Origin of the sequence: Aeribacillus sp. FSL M8-0235, from assembly GCF_038000355.1 — a bacterium.
In the GTDB taxonomy this organism is placed as follows: Bacteria; Bacillota; Bacilli; order Bacillales; family Aeribacillaceae; genus Aeribacillus; species Aeribacillus composti.
In genome coordinates this window covers 398498-420966 of record NZ_JBBOBW010000001.1, presented here as the reverse complement: position 1 = coordinate 420966, position 22469 = coordinate 398498, and the positions used below count along the sequence as shown (strand labels likewise).

Here is a 22469-nt window from a genome sequence, read left to right as displayed (position 1 = left end):
TTAAAAAAGTTAGTCTTTCTTGCTTTTTCTCTGTCTAATCACATCTACATAAACAGCCGCTATAATAACAAATCCTATGACTGCCATTTGAAAATCGGCTGAAACATTCAATAAGTTAAGGCCATTTCTCAACACAGCAATAATTAAAGCTCCTATCAGAGTTCCCCAAACTGTTCCAACTCCACCAAAAAAGCTTGCTCCGCCAATAATTACCGCTGCAATGGCATCCAACTCATATGATAAACCTGCAAGCGGGAAGGCAGAATTTACTCTTCCTACCATAACTAATCCTGCCAGCGATGCCATAAAACCACTGATTGTATAAACAATGACAAGAACACGATCAACATTGATTCCAGATAAATGAGCTGCTTCTTTATTTCCTCCAATTGCATAAATATATCTTCCGGTTTTTGTTCTAGTTAAAAATATATGGAAAATGAAATACATCACGATAACTAGCAAAAAGCTCACAGGAATTGGACCGACAAATTCTCTCCCCAAAAATTGAATTAAATACGGAAATCCGGCAATTGGTGCAGCTGCTGTTACAATCAGCGCTAAACCACGTGCTATGTTCATTGTTCCAAGAGTAGAAATAAACGGATGAGGCAATTTAAGCTTTGTCAGCAATATTCCGTTTAACCATCCAAAAAAACACCCAACTAATAAGCATACAAGAATTCCTAAAATGGGATGCATGCCCATATTAACGGAAACAATCCCCATTAACATGATTGAAATAGCTAAAATGGATCCGACCGATAAGTCGATACCTGCAGTCAAAATCGGCAAGAGCATCCCTAAAGCCAACAATGCATTAATGGATGACTGTCTGGCGATATTCATGATGTTGTTGATGGTTAAAAACTTATCCGATAGAATCGTGAGAACTGTACATAAAATGATAAGCCCGATCAGAGCGCCAAACTTACTAAGATAATGCTTGACAGATTTCTTTTCAACATTCGTTTCCGAGCTGTTCACCGCTAACTCTCTCATCAATTACTCCCTCCTGTAGCCGCTTTCATGATCTTCTCTTGCGAAGCTTCATTAATAGGAAAGTCTGCTGTTATTTTTCCTTCAGACATCACCAGTACGCGATCGCACATTCCCAAAATTTCCGGCAAATCAGATGAAATCATTAAAACGATGGCTCCATTTTCAACTAATTGATTCATCAACCGATATACTTCCACTTTAGCGCCAACGTCGATACCACGTGTCGGTTCATCAAATATAAAGACTTTCGCTTTTGTACAAAGCCATTTGGCTATAACGACTTTTTGCTGGTTTCCTCCGCTCAGCTTTCTTGCATTCAGTTCAATATTTCCCGGGCGGATTTTCAATTCTTTTACATAGTCCATGGCTCCCTGCTTGATTTTTTTCAAATCTATTAATTTGCTCTTTTTTCTAAAGTTATCCATATTAGCAAGGACAATGTTCATGTATAACGGTTGATCCAGCAGCAAACCTTCACTTTTTCTATCCTCTGTAATAAAGGCTATTCCGGCAGAGATGGCGTCCCTAGGTGATTTAATGTCGACTAATTTTCCGTCAACATAGATCTTCCCTTTTTCCTTTTTATCTGCACCAAAAATGGCTCTTGCCAGCTCCGTTCTGCCGGCACCAACAAGTCCGGAAATACCGACAATTTCGCCGCGGCGAATACTAAAGCTGACAGGTTCTTTAAAGCCGCTAACTTTTAAATCTTCGACTCGAAAGCCTTCTTCCCCTAACGTAAAGGTTTGTTTTGGATATTTTTCTTCAAGAGTTCTACCTACCATCAGTTCAATCCAATGATCCGTGCTCGTTGTCTTTACTGGAAGTGTATCGATTTTAAAGCCGTCTCTTAAAATAGTGATTCGATCGCCAATTCGTTTAATTTCTTCAAGTCTATGAGAAATAAATATGATAGCAATTCCTTTTTCTTTTAATTGTTCAACCGTTTTATATAACTGTTCTACCTCCGACTGGCTCAAACTCGCTGTTGGTTCGTCCATGATAATTAATTTCGCATCTAAAGTAAGAGCTTTCGCAATTTCGACTAGCTGCTGCTGACCTATTCCTAAGTAACCGAGCGGCTGCTCTGCAATAGCTGGATCTTGTCCAAGCATCTGCAAAAATTGCTTCGCGCTTTCTTTCATTTGTTTGTGGTTGATAAATGAAAATTTTCCATTCCCTTTAATTTCCCGGCCTAAAAATATATTTTCATAGACTTTCAGCTCTGGAATCACGTTTAGTTCTTGGTATATCGTTGCTATTCCAAGTTGCATGGCATCCAAAGGTGAGCTGATTTGAACCGGCTGGCCTTCCCAATAAATTTCTCCTTCATCTTTTTGATAGGCTCCCGTCAAAATTTTAATCAACGTTGATTTACCAGCCCCATTTTCACCTAACAGCACATGAACTTCCCCAGGTTTCACTTCAAAATCAATGCCCTTCAAAACATGATTATTTGAAAAGCTTTTTTTAATGCCCTTCATCACCAGTAAGCTTCCTTCAGCACTAGCCAATGTTTTTTCCTCCTTTCTCTGCGTATAGGAACTAATCTATTAAGAGAATCAACAGCTATTCTGAAGACAAAATCATAATATTTTAGATGTTTTCAAGGAAACTTTTTCTTGCTTAAAAAACGATTCTTGTGCCGCAACAGCAATTTCTTGAGCTTTTACTCCATCTTCAACAGTTACTTTAGGTTGATACCCCTCTAGTAAAGCATTGAAAAAGTCTTCCAGCTCGAGATAATAGGCGTCTTTAAATCTAGTCGGAAAATCTTGAACAATATCATGAACTGCGCCAGAACTGGTCAAAACTTGAATGTTATGTTGACGCAAGCCGCCAATAAAAATCGTTCCTTCCGTACCTATTACTTCCGCACGTATATCATAGCCATAATGGGCATTTCTGCTGGATTCAACGTCACCAACGGCTCCCGATTCAAATTCTAAATAACAGAGAGATTGATCCACATCTTGATATTTGGACATAAACGGATATTTTAAAACTTTGCCGTGAGCTGATACTGCTTCAACGTCTGATTCCATTAAATACCTTGCAATGTCAAAATCATGAATGGCCATATCAATAAATATACCGCCGCTATTTTTTATAAATTCTTCAGGAGGCGATGCTGGATCGCGGGAAATTCCCCGAAAATAAATTGGTTTTCCGATATCTCCTCTTAAAATTCTTTTTTTGGCTTCAGCGTATGCTGGATCGAACCGTCTCATAAAGCCGACCTGACAAATTGTGTTATGCCGCTTCATTATTGCAAAAATTTCTTTCGCTTCGTCTAAATTGCTGACAAGCGGTTTTTCAACAAAAACTGCTTTATTGCTAAAAGCTGCTTCCTTCAACAGTTCAAAATGCGTACTCGTAGGAGAAGCAATGATAACAGCCTCAATCCGATCATTGGAAAAAATATCACTTGGATTTGTAGTGAAGTTAGGAACATCTAATTCTATGGAAACTTTTTTGGCAAGCTCTTCATTTCTATCACAAATGTATACTAGTTCGGCGGATTGGATTTTTGTCTTAACGTTTACGGCATGCCAATATCCAAGACGTCCCAGCCCGATCACTGCACAGCGAATTTTTCTGTTCATTTTCATTACCTTCCTAAAATTTATTTAGACTTGCTACTACGGATTGATTGCGCAAAGATTCATAACCTTTTTCTATATAATGAATAACTTGAATAGAATTTCGGATTCCATAAACTGGTTGTTTTCCGTTGATAATGCAATCATTTACATGCTCCACTTGATTGAAATACTGATTATCTTTATATGTTTCAAACAGTATTATTTCGTTATTGTCATCTTTTACAATTACTTTGCCCTTTTGATCTGATGACACATCAGGCCGAAAAGAGGAATCTACTAAAATGGTTCCGCGCTCTCCTATAATTTCATACCGATTAATAAATGGCAGCTTCATGCTGGCGGTAATTTCGGCTGTTCTTCCAAACTCATCTACAAAAATACAAGTTGATAACATATCCACTTTATGTTCAGGGTCAACTTCCCCCAACATAACAACTTTCTCTGGTTTTATTCCGATGATCTGGCTCATCGCATGAACTCCGTAACACCCGACATCCCACATAGCTCCTCCGCCTAATGCGGGGTTTAAACGAATATCATCCCGGTCTTGCAAACTCCAAGAAAAATGTGATTTTACATGCAATATGCTTCCGATCATCCCCGAAGCCAATAAATCCTTTACACGTGCATGTTGTTTATGGAATTGATACATAAAGGCTTCCATAAAAATTACGTTGTTTTGCTCTACAGCTTCCTTTACCTTCAATAATTCTTTCGTACTAACAGCTGCAGGCTTTTCTACTAAAATATGCTTTCCCTTCTGTGCAGCTTTTATTGCCCATTCGGCGTGCAGGGCATTTGGAAGAGGAATATAAACTACATCTATCGATTCATCTTCTAACAATTGATCGTAATCACTATAAACCTTTGGAATATTGAATCGGGCGACTTTTTCTTTGCTTCTGCTCGCAATCGCTACAACTTCGGAACGAGAGGATTGTCTCAGGGCAGGAAGAAGCTGCTCGTAAGCAATATTAGCTGCACTCATAATTCCCCACTTTACTTTTTCCATTTTGATCACCTTTCACAAAATTTTCTGAACGGCAAAGGTAAAATCATGACCGCCCACCATCCCATTACAATCAAAGTTACGAATCGATTGTTTCGATTAACGGGTGACATTTTTTTAAAGAGCGAAACTGTTGTTTGTTTCATCCCCCATGCCCTGCTTAAGAGTTGTTTAATAATTTTTCATTTATATACTTACGAGCAATTAAAGCGTATTCCAATGGATGGGCTATTGACGGATCTTGTTCGGCTTCAACGATAATCCATCCTTTGTATTGATGGTCCAATAGTTTTTGATAAAGTACGGTAAAATCAATGCAGCCATCCCCTGGTACCGTAAAGATTCCGCTTAAGAAGGAATTCATGAATGATTTTCCTTCTTTTTTGCACTCCTCCATTATCTTTTTTCTTACATCTTTAAAGTGCACGTGTTTTATGCGGTCAATATGCTTGTTTAATAGCTGCTGGCAATCTTCATCGGAAACATAGATGTGGCCTGTGTCATAGAGCAGGTGCACGTAGTTTGCATCAGTGTTTTCCATTAACCGATCAATCTCCGGAAGGGTTTGAACCCCCGTTCCCATATGATGGTGATAAACTAATTTCAAACCGTACTGCACAGCGATTTTTCCCAGTTCGTTCAGGCCTTCGCATAATTGGGTCCACTCGGCATCTGTAAAGTGCGGCTTTTCGGAAAAAACATTTTTATCGGTACCTTGAATGCTGTAAGTCTGCTCAGAAACTACTGCCACATCTGCATGAACTTCATACAAGTATTGACAATGCTGATGGAAAGCCCGTTTAGCTTCTTCTATGCCGTCGCGGATAATAAAACTGCTAAACCACCGTCCTGCTATTTTTAAGTTTCGCAGCTCCAATTCCTTGTTTAACACTTTCGGCTCAGGGAAAAAGCCGCCAACTTCGGTGCCTTCAAAACCTGCGACAACAATGTCGCTTAAAAGGTGCTGCAACGTATTTTCAGCTCCGATTTCCGGTATATCATCATTTCTCCAGCCGATCGGCGAAATTCCCCATAAGATGTCTTGCTCTCCCATTGTTTGTCTCCTTCTTTAATATTGTTTGGCAGTTTTTAAATTTTCTTGTTTTTCTTTAAATGCTTTTTGCACACTTTCCTTTTCAGAGACTTCCGCAACCCCGACATGCCACCAGCTTTCATAGCCATTTGTCATGGTCTTTGGAAGCACTTTCATTTCTATTAAAGTAGATACATTTTGTTTCTTGGCATCTTCTAATGCTGCTTTCAATTCTTCGACTGTATTGGCACGGTAAGTTTTGGCTCCGTAGCCTTCAGCCACTTTTGCATAATCAATGTTCATAATTTGATTGTCATGTGTTCGGAATTCGCAATAATAGCTTCCCATTCCATTGCCCATTTGCAGGTTGCTAATACAGCCAAATCCTGAGTTGTCAAACAGCAAAATATTAATTTTATGATTATATTGAATGGCTGTAACCAATTCAGAATGCAGCATGAGGAAGCTGCCGTCGCCGACCATGGCATAAACTTCTTTGTCAGGCTGCGCAAGCTTGATTCCTAAAGCACCCGACACTTCATATCCCATACACGAATACCCGTATTCCATATGGTATGTGTTAGGTTCTGTTGAATGCCATAAGCGTTGAAGATCTCCAGGCAATGAACCAGCTGAACCGATGATGATACTGTCAGGCGAAACCGCTTCATTAATCGCCAATAATGCAGTGGTTTGCGCCAATTCTGTATTTAACGCATCTGCATATTCATTCAGCACTTCTTGGGAAAACTGATCTTTTATTTCCGGTGTAAAGTTTTCCCTGTCAAACACTATCTTGCTTAAACGGTCGCGCTCTCTCAGCCACTCCTCTTTTAATTCGACAATTTGATCTCCGAATTCGCTTTTATACCCGTCCAACAGCGGGAATAACAGCTCCAAAGTTGTTTTGGCATCTGCGACTACTTGAAAACCATCCATTTTATAGGCCTGCAAACGGCTGACATTAATGTTCAAAAACTTTGCCTGTTCAAAATTGAACGCTGTTTTCGACGAAGTTGTAAAATCTGTATATCTTGTTCCCACTCCAATAATCAAATCCGCTTCTTTAGCCGCTTTATTGGCAGCTAATGTTCCGGTTACTCCGATTCCGCCCAAATTATTTTTAAATGTTGATTCGACTGTCGATTTTCCGGCTTGCGTTTCGACAAGCGGAATATCATGCTTCTCGGAAAGCTTGATTAAAATATCCCTCGCTTGGGAATATTTTGCACCGCCGCCCACAATGATAAGTGGTTTTTTGCTTGATTTTATTAATTCTGCAGCTCCCTTTAGCTCTCGATCGGTCGGCAATTTGCGGTCAAGATAGTGCACCCGTTTTTCAAAAAATTTCTCATCAAAATCAAACGCTTCCCCTTCGGCATCTTGCGAAATGCAGATGGTCGCAGGACCCGCTTTGGCCGGATCTGTCATCACTTCAAAAGCTCTGATTAAACTTGACATCAACTGTTCAGGGCGTGTGATCCGATCCCAATATCTTGATACGGGCTTGAGCGCATCATTGGTTGTCACCGCCGTACTATATTCATGTTCCACTTGCTGCAAAACAGGATCAGGCTGGCGGGTAGCAAACGTATCTGCAGGGAGCAGAAGGACGGGAATATTATTGGAAAGAGCTGTACCCGCTGCCGCGACCAAGTTGGCCGACCCCGGTCCAACCGACGTGGTGACGGCAAATATTTTTTGCCGAAGCATTTGTTTGCTGTAAGCAATGGCTGCATGCGCCATTCCTTGTTCATTTTTCCCTTGAATTACTTTTAAATGGCCGGGATCTTGCTCAAGCGCCTGACCAATTCCTAAAACATTGCCATGTCCGAACACATTGAAGATTCCTTCCACAAAGGGAAATTCTTTACCGTCAACGTGAATGTATTGTTGGTTCAAAAATTTGATTAAAGCTTGAGCTGTTGTCAACCGGATAGTTCCCATCTTTTTCACCCCTGATCGTATTCAATTATGATCTTTCGGCAATGAGTTGTTCGATTTCTTCTGCTTTCGGCATTGCATCAGAAGAGCTGTGTCTGCTGACGACAATAGCTGCTGAGGCGCTCCCGTATTTTAAAGCCGTCTCAATGTCCTTGCCTGTAATTAGCGCATACAAGAAGGCTGAAGCGTATGCATCCCCTGCACCGAACGTTTTTAATACTTTTGTCCGATAAGCATTCGCTTGAAATGTTTCACCTGATTTCGCATACGCATAAGAGCCTTCAACGCCATGCTTAATGATAATCAGGTCCGGCGAATGCTGAAACAAATAGCGAACGGTCTCTTCGTTTTTCCCGTCTTTTGTTCCTTCCATGATATCGTATTCGTCGCGGGTGCCGATCACAACGTCTGCCTTTTCCGCCACCAATGAATAATAAACAGAAGTTTCATCAGTAGATGTCCAAGTGTACGGGCGATAATCCAATTCAAATATGACTTTCACATCATGTTTTTTCGCCAGAGAGATCGCTTTCAAAACAGCTTCTCTCGAAGGGCTTTTAGATAGCGCCGTACCGGAAACAAGCAAAATTTTGGATCTTTTGATATATTCCTCATCTACCTCGGACGGTTTCAAATAGAGGTCTGCTACATTTTCACGATACATTAAGATGCTGCAGTCTTCCGGACTTTTAATTTCTGTAAAAGTCAATCCGGCTTTATGCCCCTCCTGATCAACGACCATATGGGATGTGTCAACCCCAACATTGCGCATATACTGCTCAATAAAACGGCCATGCTGATCGTCTGAAATTTTTCCGATGAATCCAGCCTTCAGCCCTAATTTTGAACAGCCAATGGCGATATTAGCCGGAGAGCCTCCAACATATTTTGTAAAAGTCATCGTTTCTTCCATCGGACGGTTGTATTCCACAGCGTTTAAATCAATGCATGCACGGCCAATTGCAATGATGTCAAATTCTCTGTCGGTATTGAAATCATATCTCATCTTTGATAAACAGCTCCTTGTATTTTTTAACGTTTCAATATCCATTCATGATCAGGGTCATTGTAAAATTTCCAAATCCGTTTCGGGCCTGCCATAACATTTAAATAATAAGAGGTATAACCGTCTGGTACGCCGACCGGATGATATCCTTTCGGCACGATGACAACATCGCCGTTTTCAACTGTCATCGTTTCATCTAGTGAACGATCGTCCGTATAAACTCGCTGAAAAACGAATCCTTGAGGCGGATCCATTTCATGATAATAGGTCTCTTCCAATAGCGACTCATTTGGCAAGTTATCACGGTCATGCTTATGCGGAGGATAGCTTGACCAATTGCCGCTTTCCGTAAACACTTCCACCACTAAAAGACTATTCGCACTTGGATCTGAATCAGGCAAAATATTGTGGACAAAACGTTTATTGTTAAGTATCCCCCTATGCTCGATTCCTACATTTTCTGCTTTAATCCATTTCGTAGGCAGCTGACGTTCAGACGGGGAATAGCATAAGGCAACGCGCGCTTTTGTTACTCCTTCAACCTCAAAATGGCGCTGATTGGAAACATATACGCTGTCCGTCGGGATCTTTTCAAAAACACTTTCCCGCGTGCCTAAATTTTCGAAATTTTCATCACCGACTGAAACATTAATTTTTCCCGTTAAGGCGACGATGCAGCATTCTTGGTTTCCTAATAATTCCGAATATTTTGCGTTCGGATCTAAATCGATGACTTTAAATCCCACATATTCCAAAGGAGAGTTTTCTGATGTTACTTCATGAACAACCATTACTCCCTTTTCGATTTCTTTCTTGTTCGGTTTTCGCAGCAAATGACTCATATATACCTCCCTCACATGGCGGCGGTTTTCTTTTTCTTAAAGGAAAAAAACCGAAAAAACAATTGTTTTCTTAAAGCTTTTGACAAAGCCGTTGCGCTCTCTTTTCCGATTCATTTTCAGGCTCATGAAGCTAATAATGAGCCTGAAGGATGAATCTTCTATCACATTACCAATCTATTATTCAAAACTTGGCGTTTTATAGCGAGCTGTGACAACCTTTTTGCGCGTATAAAAATCAACGCTGTCTTTTCCGTTGGCGTGCAATGTTCCAAAGAACGAAGACTTCCATCCGGAGAACGGGAAAAACGCCATTGGAGCCGGCACTCCTAAGTTAACGCCTAACATACCTGCATCAATATTTTCGCGGAAATAGCGAATGGCTTGAGCGTTCGTTGTAAAAATACATGCGCCGTTGGCAAACTCAGATCTATTTGCAATTTCGATCGCTTCTTTTAAATGTTTCACCCGAATGATCGATAAGACAGGTGCAAAAATTTCATCTTTCCAAATGGTCATATCGGTTGTAACATTGTCAAAAATCGTAGGTCCGATAAAAAACCCGTCGTCTGTTGCGCGATTGCGTCCGTCACATACCAAGGTTGCGCCTTCTTCAACACCCTTTTCAATATAACGGATCGTGCGTTTTTTATTTTCTTCTCGGATGACCGGTCCTAGCAAGACACCGTCATCAAGGCCGTTGCCCATTTTAATATTTTCTGTTTCTTCTTTTAACTTGGCGATAAATTGATCAGCAATTTCTTCTTCCACCGTCACAACTGAACATGCCATGCATCGTTCTCCTGCTGATCCGAATGCTGAAGAAATAATGTTGGTAACAGCATCATCCAAGTTGGCATCCTTTAACACAATCGTATGGTTTTTCGCTCCAGTCAACGCCTGAACACGTTTTAAATTTTCACTAGCCCGTTTATAAACGTATTCGCCAACCGGTTTGGAGCCAACGAACGAAATCGCTTTGATATCCGGATGATCCAAAATTCCATTGACAACATCATGCGCTCCATTTACCACATTTAATACACCTTTTGGAAGACCCGCTTCTGTAAACAAGTTGACTAATTTTTCGATTAAGAGCGGTGTTCTTTCAGATGGTTTTAATATAAAAGTATTGCCAAGCGCTATTGCCATTGGGAACATCCAGCAAGGCACCATCATCGGGAAGTTAAACGGAGTAATCCCGCCGACCACGCCGATCGGATAGCGGTAATTGGTCGCCTCAATATCAGTCGCAATCGTTGATAAGGAATCCCCCATCATTAAAGTAGGCGCTCCTGCCGCAAACTCTACATTTTCTATTCCGCGCTGAACTTCTCCTAATGCTTCAGAATAACTTTTTCCATTTTCAATCGTAATGATCCGCGCTAATTCTTCCCTATGCTTTATTAACAGCTGCTGAAAATTAAATAGAATTCTTGCACGGCGAGGAACAGGGACGTTTTTCCATTCCTCAAAAGCTTTTTTGGCAACTTCTACAGCTTCATCCACTTCCTCTTTTGTAGAAAGCGGAACTTGGCCAATTACTTCTTTTGTAGCAGGATTGTAAACATCTTCATATTTTGTTGCTTTACTTTCAACCCATTCGCCATTAATGTAATTTTTTAATTTTAATGCGTTAGACATTTTCTGTCCCCCTTAATTCATCAACACTAGTTGATCATAAATAGTTGGTATGTTTTTTAAAAAATTGATGATATTATTGTTATATATTAGTTATATTTTGGTTATATCTCGATTTTTATGATAATATTAAAAGCGTTTTCAGTCAACAAAAATTTAAAAATATTTCTGCGACTAATCGGCTAAATCTTCATTATTATTGAACTTATAGGGTAATATAGATATAATTAACGTTGATGGTTAAGTTTTGGTTAACTTTATAATTTGTTTCAAATATTAGCCAGTGAAAACTAAAGAAAGCAAGAGGGATCCACATGTTAAAATCTAAACGAATAGAACAAATAGAAAAATATGTTTTTGAACATCAAACCGTTTCGTTGGACGAACTTGTTAAGGAATTCAATGTGTCAAAAAACACCATCCGGCGCGATGTTCAACAATTAGTTGAACGGGGAACGATCAAAAAGGTGTACGGAGGAGTTGCTGTTAATCATACAACATTAGAATCATTTACGGTCAGACAAACCCGCAATCAAAAGCAGAAAAAAGCCGTTGCCAAAGCAGCCGCAAAATATGTTGAGGACGGCGATATTATTTATATTGATTCGGGAACAACAACATTGGAAATGGTGGAATATTTGCAAACAAAACAGGTTACGATCATCACAAACAACTTGGACTTTATTATAAATTCGTACCCTTATCCAAACTTAAACGTTCTGACAACAGGTGGAGTATTTGAACGTAAAACGAAATCGTTCGTCAGTCTCAAAAATATGGATATATTACAAAGCTACAATATTAATAAAGCTTTCATGGCATCAACCGGCATCTCCATTTCAAATGGCGTAACGAACTCTTCCCCGCTTGAAAGCGAAATAAAACAAACAATTGTCAAAAGAAGTGAACAAGTTTATTTATTGGTAGATCATGATAAATTTGATAAATACGCTTTAATGACTTATTGCCGTCTTGATGAGGTTGATTATATTATTACGGACACTGCTCCGAGCGAGCAATACCAGGAATTTGCCAAAAAACACAATATCCAGCTTGTCATTGCTGATAATGAAAATTAAACATAAAACATCGTTGACAAGCGGCTAGCAGCTTTTTCTTTTGTCAAATTGTTTTTGAGGTGACTGAATCCTTGTTCTCATCATGACTTCCTCAAGCTTGTTCACCTTTTAACGATGGAGACATATTTTAATAGATTTTCGAAATCGTTCCTGCTGTTCTATGGAACAGGAAGTAATTGATTCATTCAGTAGATAAGTGTAAATGTTTTTATTTTAACGGACACAACAGAGTGAAAGCCATTCGATTATTCTATTTTCAAGCTGCTGGTCGAACCAATTGGCAAAAAGGATTTAAACCTGCGGTTACAATTGGACAATTTGCAAACAGAGAAGCCCTCCCTTCAACACCGCTTGATCAAAAATCAACTTAGTTATGCAAAAACCCCCGCCTTTTTTTCGTTTTGGGAACTAACTGTTGCAAAGTATGTATAAAGATTTTTAAGGCAAATCATGAAAACCTCCTTCGGCAAACATAAAACCCTTGGACAAATCCTTTTACTTTACTGGATTGCCCAAGGGTTTAAGAATATTTGCGAAACGAATTCATGAGTTGAGGAGTTACACCACATGTCGCTCACCGCCGCATATTTGCTTAGCATAGTTCTTCCTGAAACATTCTTCCAGTGATTATACCCTAACAGCTTACGAAGCAATGTTTCCAACCACCTTTTCCTTATCTAAGAGATGGTTTCAACAAAAAAAGAGAATTGCCATAAGATTTCTATAATCAGGAACTGTATCATACGACTGGAATTTTCAGTAAATTCTCAAAACAAAACCTATCAAAGGAAAAATACCTCCTTTAAAGGTTCTGCCTTAGGAAAGGCTGGGACTATAAGATGCGAATGGGTAATTATAAGGGTAATGATGATAATGATGGATATAATTTGGATTTTGGCGGGTCGATCTAGTTTGATCATTTTCATATTTCTTACGTTTACAGTTTTTATGTGGGCCGATAAATGTGTTCGGTTGAATAGGAGCTATAGTTTTCTTCCATTCCTGTTCATTCAGGCAATAAGTATGCGCCATGATATTTGACGGAGTAAGCTTTAAGATATCTGAACCTAAAATCACCTCAGGAGTCGGGGCATCAAATATTGCCAGAAGGTGTGTATTATCCTTGGTTGCTACTTCGTAATGCCACCATGCTTGCGGAATATTTACCACCTGCCCCGGCTTAATTGGATAGTTATGAATTTGTTTTGTAAATGGGTTCAACATCGAGACAGTGGCAGCACCGGAAATACAATAGACCAGCTCAGCTGCATTTTGATGATAGTGAGGTTCTATAACATTATTTTTGCTTAAAAAAATATCCAATAAAGATATGTTTTCTAATGTGTTTAACTGTTTAATTCCCAAGATATTTATAAAGTTGTGTTTATCCTTTGTGAACGATCTACTCTTGTTGACATCGAAGGTGAATTGCGTTTTAGGTGATGTGTAATCCAAATATGCAACCATGTGCACTCATCCTTTGTGTTTAAATATTTCACCATAATCTATGCAGACACGTATTAGTAGTGCAAGTACCTAAATAAAAAAGCCAAAGATCTCCCTGTACCTAAAATATGGGCGATATAAAAAATTAGGGATAATCTTTTCCAGAAAGGGTAATATGCCGAAACTTCCTTGAGCTTTCTCGCAGCCAAAGGCAATTTTCCCCCTGACCGATTCGCTATCTATGCAGGATCATGAAGACGTACACATTAATCGGAGCGAAATAGTTGAACTTTTATCGTTGCAAAAACATCAGGCAGCTCAATATCAACGTCATCTCTATTTTGTGATTTGGCCAGTTATTTTTCAGTCAAAATCATTTTTGAAAACAATAATGACTTTGTTTTAATTCGAAAATAGTTGCACAACTGACCAATGTAAGACTATACTTTTTGGGATAAGCAAATCACATACTGCCTAAGCCTTCCTTGGTCAATGGTTATAAATTCAGCATTCTGTTTGAAAGAAGAGTACTTCCTAATTGTAAAAAATAAAATGTTAAACAATAACTAATTTACCAATATTCCAAACCATACCAACTTGATACTTGGTTTATGAATAATATTCATTTATATCCCCCTCGTAAGAAGATGATAAATTAAAAAAAATGAGAGTATAAAAAGAAACAGTAATTCAAAGCCCAAAAAAAGGAATTTTAACATTTTATTGTTTATCTTTCCTTCTAATTGCCAAGTAAGAATAAACATAGACAAAATTAAGGGGAATAAACCTAAATATAGATTTTTAGTTAGTACTATAACGATCAATGCTAAGAAAAAAAGGGCAGTTGATAGAAAATTTGCAAATTTTGCACTCATGACATGACCTCCAATATTATAATGGGGTTATATACCATTCTATTATTGCTGCCAATGTAAGGAAAATTAATATTATACTGGTTAATAGGGCTATTTCAAATAACGTCTGTTTTATTAGCTGTTTTGCACTTAAAGAAGTACGGAAATATTCAATAATAATTGATACGCCTTTTAATCCAATGATTCCACTTATTAATATCGCAGGTATCTCAAATATTCCATGCGGGATTAGCTTTACAAAAATACTTGAAATAGACAATCCAAGCTCCAATTGCTGCTGAATAGAGGAACCGACTATTAACCCATTAGTTATCAAAAATATAACAGTAGAAATACCAAGAGAAAGTAATCCTGAAGCAATAACTAGTGATGCCTTTATATTATTAAAAAGTAAGTTTTCTACATCAGAAGCCTGTATATAGTTTAAGTCTCCTCTTACTGCATCTATTCTAAACAAATACCCCCCTGCCATCCCCCCAAAAAATAAAAGTAAAGAAATGACAAACAATATTTTGTTATTCGATACAAGCTTACGAACAACATCTTTTATACCCCTTCCCTGAAAATTCATTTGCTCATCATTTCTCCAGAATTTTTACCTAAGTAAACTGATGTAATACGCTTTTCTATTGAATCGAGACTTAATTTATTGGTTGAAAATTCCTCGACAATTTTACCTTTATGTAAAATCCCTATTTTATCGCATAGAGAATGTGCCAATTCAAGTAAATGTGTCGTTAGAATAACTGTTTTATCTGCTTTTACAAACTTTTTTATATGTTGTCTTATAATATGTGAATTGATTAAATCGATTCCTGTCAAAGGTTCATCTAATAATAATATATCTGGATCGTTCAATAATGCTGATGCAATAGATACCTTTTGTTTCATTCCGTGGCTATATGTCTTAATCAATTCATCTTTTGCTGATGTTAAATTGAAGAGGTCAAGTAAATAAGAAACTTTATCTTTTCGCAACTCTTTCGGAACATCTAAAATAGATGCAAAGAACAAAAGATATTCTTCCCCGCTTAAATATTCATATAAAGAAGCGGAATCAGGAACAAAACTTATTTTTTTATTACTATTATTACCAACACGTTTTATGTTATCAATGTATATTTCACCATGATCTGGTTTGGATAAACCTGCAAGGATACGTAGAAAGGTAGTTTTCCCAACACCATTCGTACCAACAATCCCATAGATACAACCCGTATCCACTTGGAAATTAAGGTTATCTAAAACGATATTTTCATCATATCTTTTAGATAAATTTTTCACCTTAATCATTTTTTAAGAAAACCTCCCTGACTGAAATTTGTTTAGTATACGCAGCAACGATGGCATAAGCGCAAAAGAAAAAAGCAACGAGAATTAATATAAGAATACATGCAACCACAGTGTTTAATTTTAATCCGAAAAATTGATCTGCGATCAGTAATCCTCCTATGAAAACCGTGTATAGATAAGTTAGACCATTATTTAAAATGCTTTCTATAAAATTAGCTTTATGGGATTCACCAATTTCATAGGGATGCTCCCAATTTATCCGTGGGTATAACGCTGTTGAGAATATTTGAAATAAACCACTCAGTCCACCATAGGTGAGCATAATAGTGATTGATAAAGCATACAGAAAAATATTTACATTTATAAAAACAGAAGATAATAAGACGACGAAAAAAGTGACTAGAAATGTAAAAATAAAATATATATACCATTTTTCTTTGACAATATCCCACATTGTATATTTGGTATAAACAAGCAAGTGTATATTCTTGGCCTCTGTATCAATCGCTAATATCATTTTTAGTGAGTCGCCAACAATTTGAAATATGGCAAAAGCAAATACTGTTATAATGGATAAAAAAAACAACGGTGATGTTGAATCAATAAAATGTTGTACGACTGGCAAGGCGATTCCGATAAATACTAGCAAGCCTAATATAGTTTTTCCTATATGCCCAATAAACCATGAACTAACACGCTTAATATGAAGTATGTCTTTTACAAAAAAATATTTATTCGTATTTATGAACTTATCTTTATCAGATATAGAGCTTTTACGGGTACGAATTTGGTAATAAGGTATTAAATCTAAATGATTTAATGTTTTGATCCATATCAAAGTGAATACACCAGCTATGAATAGCATGAAAAGAAAAACGATGAAAAGTTTATGAAACTCGAGATTATATATGTCCTTAGGCAGACCGAGTTCCATTAAAAAAGACTGATATTTTATCACAATATTTGCTAATTTAATTCCAAATTTTTGTGAATTGAATAACAGTGAAGCGATCGTGAAGGGTAATAAAAAAAATAAGAGCCCAACGACTATAAATAGAAAAAAGCGATTTAATAAACGCAGTGATTGTATATAAAAAAAATGGGCAAACAAAAAGCGGAAGTATGAAAAAAACATAGTCATTATTAAACTTAATAGACTAAATAGCGGAAAATAGTAAATCAAAAATTTCAGCTCAAAACTTGGGTAATTTATATGTATCCCTAAAACTACAGGCATTAACAAAACGAACCACATTATCACTGTATTTTTCAATGAGTCACCATAAATAGAAGCAATGACTTGCAACACTCTATAACTTTTTAATTGAGACAACATTTTTGTCGTGTCATAATAAAAAACAGAAGATTTTTTATTAAAGAAACTTAATGAGTTGAAGAAAGCAAGAAATATTACAAAGCTCAAAAAGACATTTAACCATGTATTTGCATCTAGATCTTTGATGATATAACCAGTTAAAAATACTGTGAAAAAAAACAAAGCACTCATAATAAAAATCATAATGAGTGTAATCCATCTATATATCTTTCTAAGATCAATTTTATCCAGCTGCCAGTCTGCTAAAAATTTTCGCAGAGCAGATTTTCTGTTATATTTTATTATATTGATCATTTTATCTAAAAAAGAAAAGACAGAATTACTAGTAAACATTATTTAACTGGCACCTCCTGACTAGGTAAACAGAAAAAAGAGGGGGCTTGTTAATTTTAGTATTAGCTGCGAATACAAGTTTTGCCGGATTTCCGCAGCTTGTGCTTGTACTCTTTCAGCTTTAATTACCAAGCAATAGCATATTTTCTTCCTGAATTTTGAATAACGGCTTTAATTGCAGTAATACCTCCAATTGCGCCGCTAAGTCCAGCTACTGCCGCAACAATCGACCAAAGAGTTGAACCTCCAGAAACCAAATCAATAATAAGCCCTGCTGTAGCCTGTTTAATTCCGAGTTTAGTAGCTAATCATGCGAAAGATGAATTTACAGTTCCTATTTCAGTAGTAACTTGAGCTGCCATTTAACCTAATGCAAAAGTTAAAAGACTAGCAAGTAATCCTAAAATCACAATTTTTTTCAGGTCTACACATTGCTTCATTGTTACTATCTCCTAAATTAGCAATTTTATACAAATCCCTTCAACCCCCTAGATTACCATATATAGGGTTGATTGTAAATTAAATTCCATATAACACTTGTAAAATAGGAACTACTAACTATTATCATGCTTTCATCCTGGTACACAATTTTATTAATAGTTAACCGTGTCCGATTGTTCCATATAAGCCAAATTTTTTTCATATAAGTCCCCATCTCAAAGCCTTGTTGTTATAAGACCTTCAATTTAACGCTGCCAAGAAAAGAAAAAATACATAGAGCACAAACAGTATAGACATATCTTTAAAATCTCTTTTTTGGAAAAAGGGCTTTTTTAATATAATGCACTTAAAAGTCACTACTGCAGGCTTTAGTGCGAATGCCCCAACAAGTATAATTGCTAGGATTTCAAAAACACCATGAAAAATTGTATATTTAAATACAAACCAAAAAGAGAATGGGGGTGTTTAATAAGTCGTTTTTACGGCTTATGACGCCCCCATTAATGCTTTAGAAACGTTAATATATCGGTGTTTATGATTTTTTGTTTTCAATGGCGATTTGACTTTCAAAGACAGCCCCTACTAGTACTTAATAAATATCCTTGTAAAAGGATATACCAAAAAGAAACGAAACCAAATGAAAACACACCAATACATGCTGGCAATAAAATCATGAAATTATGAAAAAATATAGACTGCCACGTAAGCTCCTCATCATCGAGGTTTTCTGAAACTATTACTACAGCCTCCTGTTCCATGTCTGTTGCTTCTCTTACATCAGTTAACTGCAAATAAATCATTGGTCCAAAAAACTTATTAAAACAATTAAAAGTGAAAGTAAAAAAACATCTCGATTTCTTTCCAAAAATGCCATACCAAACGCCTTAAGTCGAAATATATTTTTCACGTTCATACCAAGTCCTTGATAAAGTTAATTCTTTTTTGGAAGGATGGATGAGTTTCTTTCCACTCTTTCCTTTTGAAGTCAAACTCGTCATTCTCTTTTTCACTGATTCGCTCTAACTTCATTAATGTTTGAATATATAACTCCTTATTCCCCAATTGCCTTACAGCAAATTCATCTGCTTGGTGTTCAAACATTTTACTAATTTTATTCGGAAGCCATTCTGTGAGCCCTATTAAAGCGATTATACCAACTGGAAAAATAAGGATATACTGTCCCCATCCAAATCCTAGCATAATTTTTCTAGTAAAGAACATCAGCAAACTAATAAGCGTCGCTACTCCAAAAGTAATAAACAGTATCCAACGACCATGCTTTCGTTTGATATGTCCAATTTCGTGAAATAACACTGCCTTTACCTCATCTAAAGTAAATTTTTTTATCAAACCTTCTGTCATGTAAATGTTAATGCTTTTTTTAGATGCAAAAGGAGTACTATACACCCAAGCATTCGTCTCATTCTCGGACTCTTTCTTCGTAAATAGGTTAACGTTTATACTACATGCAGCTTCTATCGTTTTTTTCAAAGAGTAAAATTGCTCGGTGAATCCCACATTTTCATAGTTCCCCATGAAACGATGTATTACAGTATAAACTAGCATTATAATAAGGGTTAACGATAAATACCAAGCAGCAAATAAATACCATTTGTCCACAATTTTTACATATAGGGATAGTGGAAAAAGGAAAAATGAGAAAAAGTAAGCAAGACTTCCTATGGTGAGTACAAAAATTATAACTTTTTCCCTTTTTGAAAATTCAAGGAAATCTGATTCCTCCATTTCAGACTCTCCTTCAATATCCTCATCACTTTTTATCGTCCATTGGTATATAGCAGTTGTCAATGAAACTGATAAAAACGTCGGGAGAAAGATACATAACAAAATGCTCCAAATGTATGATTTTGTTAAAAGTAGTGCGTAACCCATCGAAAAATGATAGTTTAATATCAATGGAAGGATTCCAGCTAAGATAAACGGAACAAACAATGTAAAAAGATTGCGCCATGGAAGAACCTTGTTAATAAACAATGCCAAAAGAAAAGGCAATAAAAATGAACAACCATATATCAAAAAAGTAAGAGTTTTACTAAACTCCGTCTTCAATTGGATGGAGAATGATCCATCATTTTTTGCAGCACGTATTGTATATTCATTAAAAAAAAATTTCCTCTTACTAGACTGAATCGTCACTTCCTTACTAAAAGACGGTTCAACCCCTCTTCTCGTCATAACAGTCAGCTCTTCTCCAGCAGGTAAGATAATGTTTTCTGTATTGACTTTGATAAATTGATAATCAATAGGTCCAATATGAAAAGCGAGCGGACGATTGGTAGAGTCTTCTTCAGTATTTTCAATATTTAAAAGATAGTCCCCTTGGTATATGGAATAGCCAGTTAAAAGCTTCTGGACTCCTACATTTTTTTTTGAATCGAGAAGAATAAATGGCGATAAAACAGCTGAACGGATACTTAACTCAACCATAATAACCGAAACTGTAAAAAACGCCGTGACCAATAAAAATATGAGCATTCTTTTTTTCATAATAACTACTCTCCTTAATTTATAGGAAACTTGTCATAATCGATGGAATTGTTTTTAATGTCAAGTTTGCTACAAAGATAATACTTACAATAAGTAAAGGAGCAACCCGTCTTTCAGATTTCAATAATGCTTTAACACCAAAATACAATAAAACAAACTGCCATATTAAAAAAGGCTCAACTTGATTAAGAAGAGCAACAGCCACATCATGATCTAGATTTGGAACCAGAACCCGCAGTCCTACCGGTTCAAATACTTCTCCTGTAATTAAAACAAGTGTGGCAAAAGATATTGTTTACAGAAAATGATGAAGAGACGACAATTTTTTTACATGCCCTTTATTTATCAATTACCATATATAGGGTTAATTGTAAATTTTATTACATGTAAAACAGGAAATATGAACTATTGGAAAGAAAGATGAAATAATAGGCCGGAAGAAGCAGAAAATCTGATATAAGAAGAATTAGACTATCTTGTAAATGAAGAAAGAACAAGCTGAGGACTTACCTGTTTGAAGCTGCAAAACAATGAATGGAAGAAGGAATTAAAGTTATAGATTCTGAATCGGAAATTACTATTATATTTGATCCGCCAACTGTAAAACTAAGAAAAATTAAGATAATAGGACTAGATCCGTTTCAACAAAATTGCAATAACTAGTATTGAATCTGTGAAAGCTTAACAGATTCAAAATCTTACAACTTATAGTATTCAGAATATTTCAGATTTTGATACAATCTATAAATAATAGAATTGTATAAATTACTACTTGCCGGAGGGAAAATAATATGAAAAGAGATTATGGTCTTTGTTTATGGACGTTTGGAGATATAGATTTTGAAGAGAAATGTAAAATATCCAAGGAGATTGGTGTTGACGGAGTGGAGGTCCAAGGGGATTTGTCACAATCTCCGGAAGAGTTAGCAGCGATTTTAAAAAAATATGACTTGAAGGTATTGTCCGTAACACCTGAAAATGTAGACATTTCCAGTTCTGATGAAAATATTCGAGCTAGTGCCGTACAATATTTTTTAGACCTAATCAGTTGGGCGAAAAATTTAGGCGCCAACAGAATCTGCTTACATGGTGATGTTGGGAAAATACATGGATGCGGAGATTTAACAAAAGACTGGGATTTGCTTGTAGCTAGTACGAAGGAGATTGTAAATAAAGCGGAGGAAGTTGGCCTTCAAGTTGTATTTGAAGTACTCAATCGGTATGAGAACCATCAAATCTTAACAGCAAAGGAAGCGATTTCATTAATTAATGAAGTAAAAAGCGACAACCTTTATATATTATTAGATGCATATCATATGAATATTGAGGAGGCTTGTCCAATTCAGGCAATCAAGGACGCAGGGAATAAGCTGGGTGTTTATCATGTCGCTGATTCCAATAGGCAAGCTATAGGTAACGGACACTCTGATATTAGAGGTCAAATAAAAGCTTTAGATGAAATTGGTTTCAAAGGACCGATTATAATGGAAATGGTCGCAGAAGGACCCAATCCATTTACGCCGATTAAGCATGGAAACTATTTAGATGTGGTGGTCAATTACTATAAAGAATCTTTAAGACAACTAAAACAATGGGATGAAATGAAAGTTCAAGTATAAAGAAATCTCCTGACAGAAGTCGTTTTATTTCGATTGATATGATTTCAAAAACATTTTAATCCCTGTTTAGACCTTTTGAAATCACTTGTGAATCATTGAGTTTTTATACAATCAAAGCCTTGTACAGTGGCATCATATTCAACCTGTGGGGCGGGTGTGGTGATAGACTGGTCTGTATGCCGTGCAAAGTCCTATCACCTGCCCCTCTTTGCAAAAGCTCATGCCTGAATATAGAAATGAATGTTATACAGGAAGGGGATGTTTTTGTTTTTCAAACGGACTCCATACCAAGTTTATAGGAATCAAATGAACAGCGTTTGCGGGCTAACTAAAAGCAATGGATTTCGTCGAAAGCGCCATTTGGTTATTCACTCCGCTTAAGCAGCCACATAAATCAATACGTTTTGAAATTTGATTCAAATTTCTGTATTTTTAAGTATTTTGTAATCTTCCATATCA

The 22469-nt window shown here is 36.7% G+C and carries 17 protein-coding genes and 2 pseudogenes; 3 read left to right on the top strand and 16 right to left on the bottom strand.

The features are described 5' to 3' along the window. Window positions 1-9 precede the first annotated feature (9 nt). From NSQ71_RS02195 to iolA, 9 genes are all read right to left on the bottom strand, one after another. Window positions 10-1002, bottom strand: coding sequence for an ABC transporter permease (locus NSQ71_RS02195; RefSeq protein WP_339198509.1), 993 nt, complete (start codon window positions 1000-1002; stop codon window positions 10-12). Then, window positions 1002-2486 carry a sugar ABC transporter ATP-binding protein gene (locus tag NSQ71_RS02190; RefSeq protein ID WP_063387651.1) on the bottom strand — a complete coding sequence of 495 codons (1485 nt, stop codon included), beginning with the start codon at window positions 2484-2486 and terminating at the stop codon, window positions 1002-1004. The genes NSQ71_RS02195 and NSQ71_RS02190 overlap by 1 nt, the downstream gene beginning before the upstream one ends. Before the next feature lie 102 nt (window positions 2487-2588). Next, the gene (iolG, locus tag NSQ71_RS02185; protein WP_094245025.1) at window positions 2589-3608 is read right to left on the bottom strand and encodes an inositol 2-dehydrogenase; all 1020 of its coding nucleotides are present in this window, start codon (window positions 3606-3608) and stop codon (window positions 2589-2591) included. A gap of 13 nt (window positions 3609-3621) precedes the next feature. Further along, the gene (locus NSQ71_RS02180) at window positions 3622-4620 is read right to left on the bottom strand and encodes a Gfo/Idh/MocA family protein (protein ID WP_339198506.1); all 999 of its coding nucleotides are present in this window, start codon (window positions 4618-4620) and stop codon (window positions 3622-3624) included. Between the two features lie 157 nt (window positions 4621-4777). Next, entirely contained in the window at window positions 4778-5671 is an 894-nt protein-coding gene (iolE, locus tag NSQ71_RS02175) for a myo-inosose-2 dehydratase (protein ID WP_339198503.1), read from the bottom strand. 15 nt (window positions 5672-5686) lie between these two features. Next, entirely contained in the window at window positions 5687-7597 is a 1911-nt protein-coding gene (gene iolD, locus NSQ71_RS02170) for a 3D-(3,5/4)-trihydroxycyclohexane-1,2-dione acylhydrolase (decyclizing) (protein WP_066248127.1), read from the bottom strand. Window positions 7598-7622: 25 nt separating this feature from the next. Continuing rightward, window positions 7623-8600 (bottom strand): 5-dehydro-2-deoxygluconokinase, encoded by a 978-nt coding sequence (gene iolC, locus NSQ71_RS02165; RefSeq protein WP_117017316.1) that lies wholly within the window; start codon window positions 8598-8600, stop codon window positions 7623-7625. Window positions 8601-8626: 26 nt separating this feature from the next. Further along, window positions 8627-9442: a 5-deoxy-glucuronate isomerase gene (gene iolB, locus NSQ71_RS02160; protein ID WP_094245021.1), complete on the bottom strand. Its 816-nt coding sequence runs from the start codon at window positions 9440-9442 to the stop codon at window positions 8627-8629. A 177-nt stretch (window positions 9443-9619) separates the two neighbouring features. Next, window positions 9620-11083, bottom strand: a complete 1464-nt coding sequence (gene iolA / locus NSQ71_RS02155; protein ID WP_063387635.1) for a methylmalonate-semialdehyde dehydrogenase — start codon at window positions 11081-11083, stop codon at window positions 9620-9622. Between the two features lie 311 nt (window positions 11084-11394). On the opposite strand from iolA, the gene NSQ71_RS02150 reads away from it, so the two are divergent. Together NSQ71_RS02150 and NSQ71_RS02145 are read left to right on the top strand one after the other, a co-directional pair. Then, window positions 11395-12159, top strand: a complete 765-nt coding sequence (locus NSQ71_RS02150) for a DeoR/GlpR family DNA-binding transcription regulator (protein ID WP_063387636.1) — start codon at window positions 11395-11397, stop codon at window positions 12157-12159. 230 nt (window positions 12160-12389) lie between these two features. Next, on the top strand, window positions 12390-12530 hold the full coding sequence (locus tag NSQ71_RS02145) for a hypothetical protein (RefSeq protein WP_339198498.1): 141 nt from the start codon (window positions 12390-12392) through the stop codon (window positions 12528-12530). A gap of 445 nt (window positions 12531-12975) precedes the next feature. Here NSQ71_RS02145 and NSQ71_RS02140 read toward each other — a convergent pair whose 3' ends face one another. From NSQ71_RS02140 to NSQ71_RS02115, 7 genes and pseudogenes are all read right to left on the bottom strand, one after another. After that, window positions 12976-13626 carry a cupin domain-containing protein gene (locus tag NSQ71_RS02140; RefSeq protein ID WP_063387638.1) on the bottom strand — a complete coding sequence of 217 codons (651 nt, stop codon included), beginning with the start codon at window positions 13624-13626 and terminating at the stop codon, window positions 12976-12978. An 870-nt stretch (window positions 13627-14496) separates the two neighbouring features. Then, entirely contained in the window at window positions 14497-15051 is a 555-nt protein-coding gene (locus NSQ71_RS02135) for a stage II sporulation protein M (protein WP_327856894.1), read from the bottom strand. Then, window positions 15048-15773, bottom strand: a complete 726-nt coding sequence (locus tag NSQ71_RS02130; RefSeq protein WP_339198495.1) for an ABC transporter ATP-binding protein — start codon at window positions 15771-15773, stop codon at window positions 15048-15050. The genes NSQ71_RS02135 and NSQ71_RS02130 overlap by 4 nt, the downstream gene beginning before the upstream one ends. Next, a complete protein-coding gene (locus NSQ71_RS02125) occupies window positions 15766-17442 on the bottom strand; it encodes a hypothetical protein (protein ID WP_339198491.1) in 1677 nt (558 codons plus the stop codon). The genes NSQ71_RS02130 and NSQ71_RS02125 overlap by 8 nt, the downstream gene beginning before the upstream one ends. A gap of 125 nt (window positions 17443-17567) precedes the next feature. Beyond that, a pseudogene (locus tag NSQ71_RS02120) lies at window positions 17568-17738 on the bottom strand (circular bacteriocin, circularin A/uberolysin family); the annotation flags it as partial. A 385-nt stretch (window positions 17739-18123) separates the two neighbouring features. After that, window positions 18124-18321, bottom strand: a pseudogene (locus NSQ71_RS18455) (hypothetical protein); the annotation flags it as partial. 471 nt (window positions 18322-18792) lie between these two features. Beyond that, complete coding sequence (locus tag NSQ71_RS02115; RefSeq protein WP_340732614.1) at window positions 18793-20391, bottom strand: M48 family metallopeptidase; 1599 nt, start codon at window positions 20389-20391, stop codon at window positions 18793-18795. Window positions 20392-21182: 791 nt separating this feature from the next. On the opposite strand from NSQ71_RS02115, the gene NSQ71_RS02110 reads away from it, so the two are divergent. After that, on the top strand, window positions 21183-22010 hold the full coding sequence (locus tag NSQ71_RS02110; protein ID WP_094245009.1) for a sugar phosphate isomerase/epimerase family protein: 828 nt from the start codon (window positions 21183-21185) through the stop codon (window positions 22008-22010). The last annotated feature ends 459 nt before the right edge of the window (window positions 22011-22469 follow it).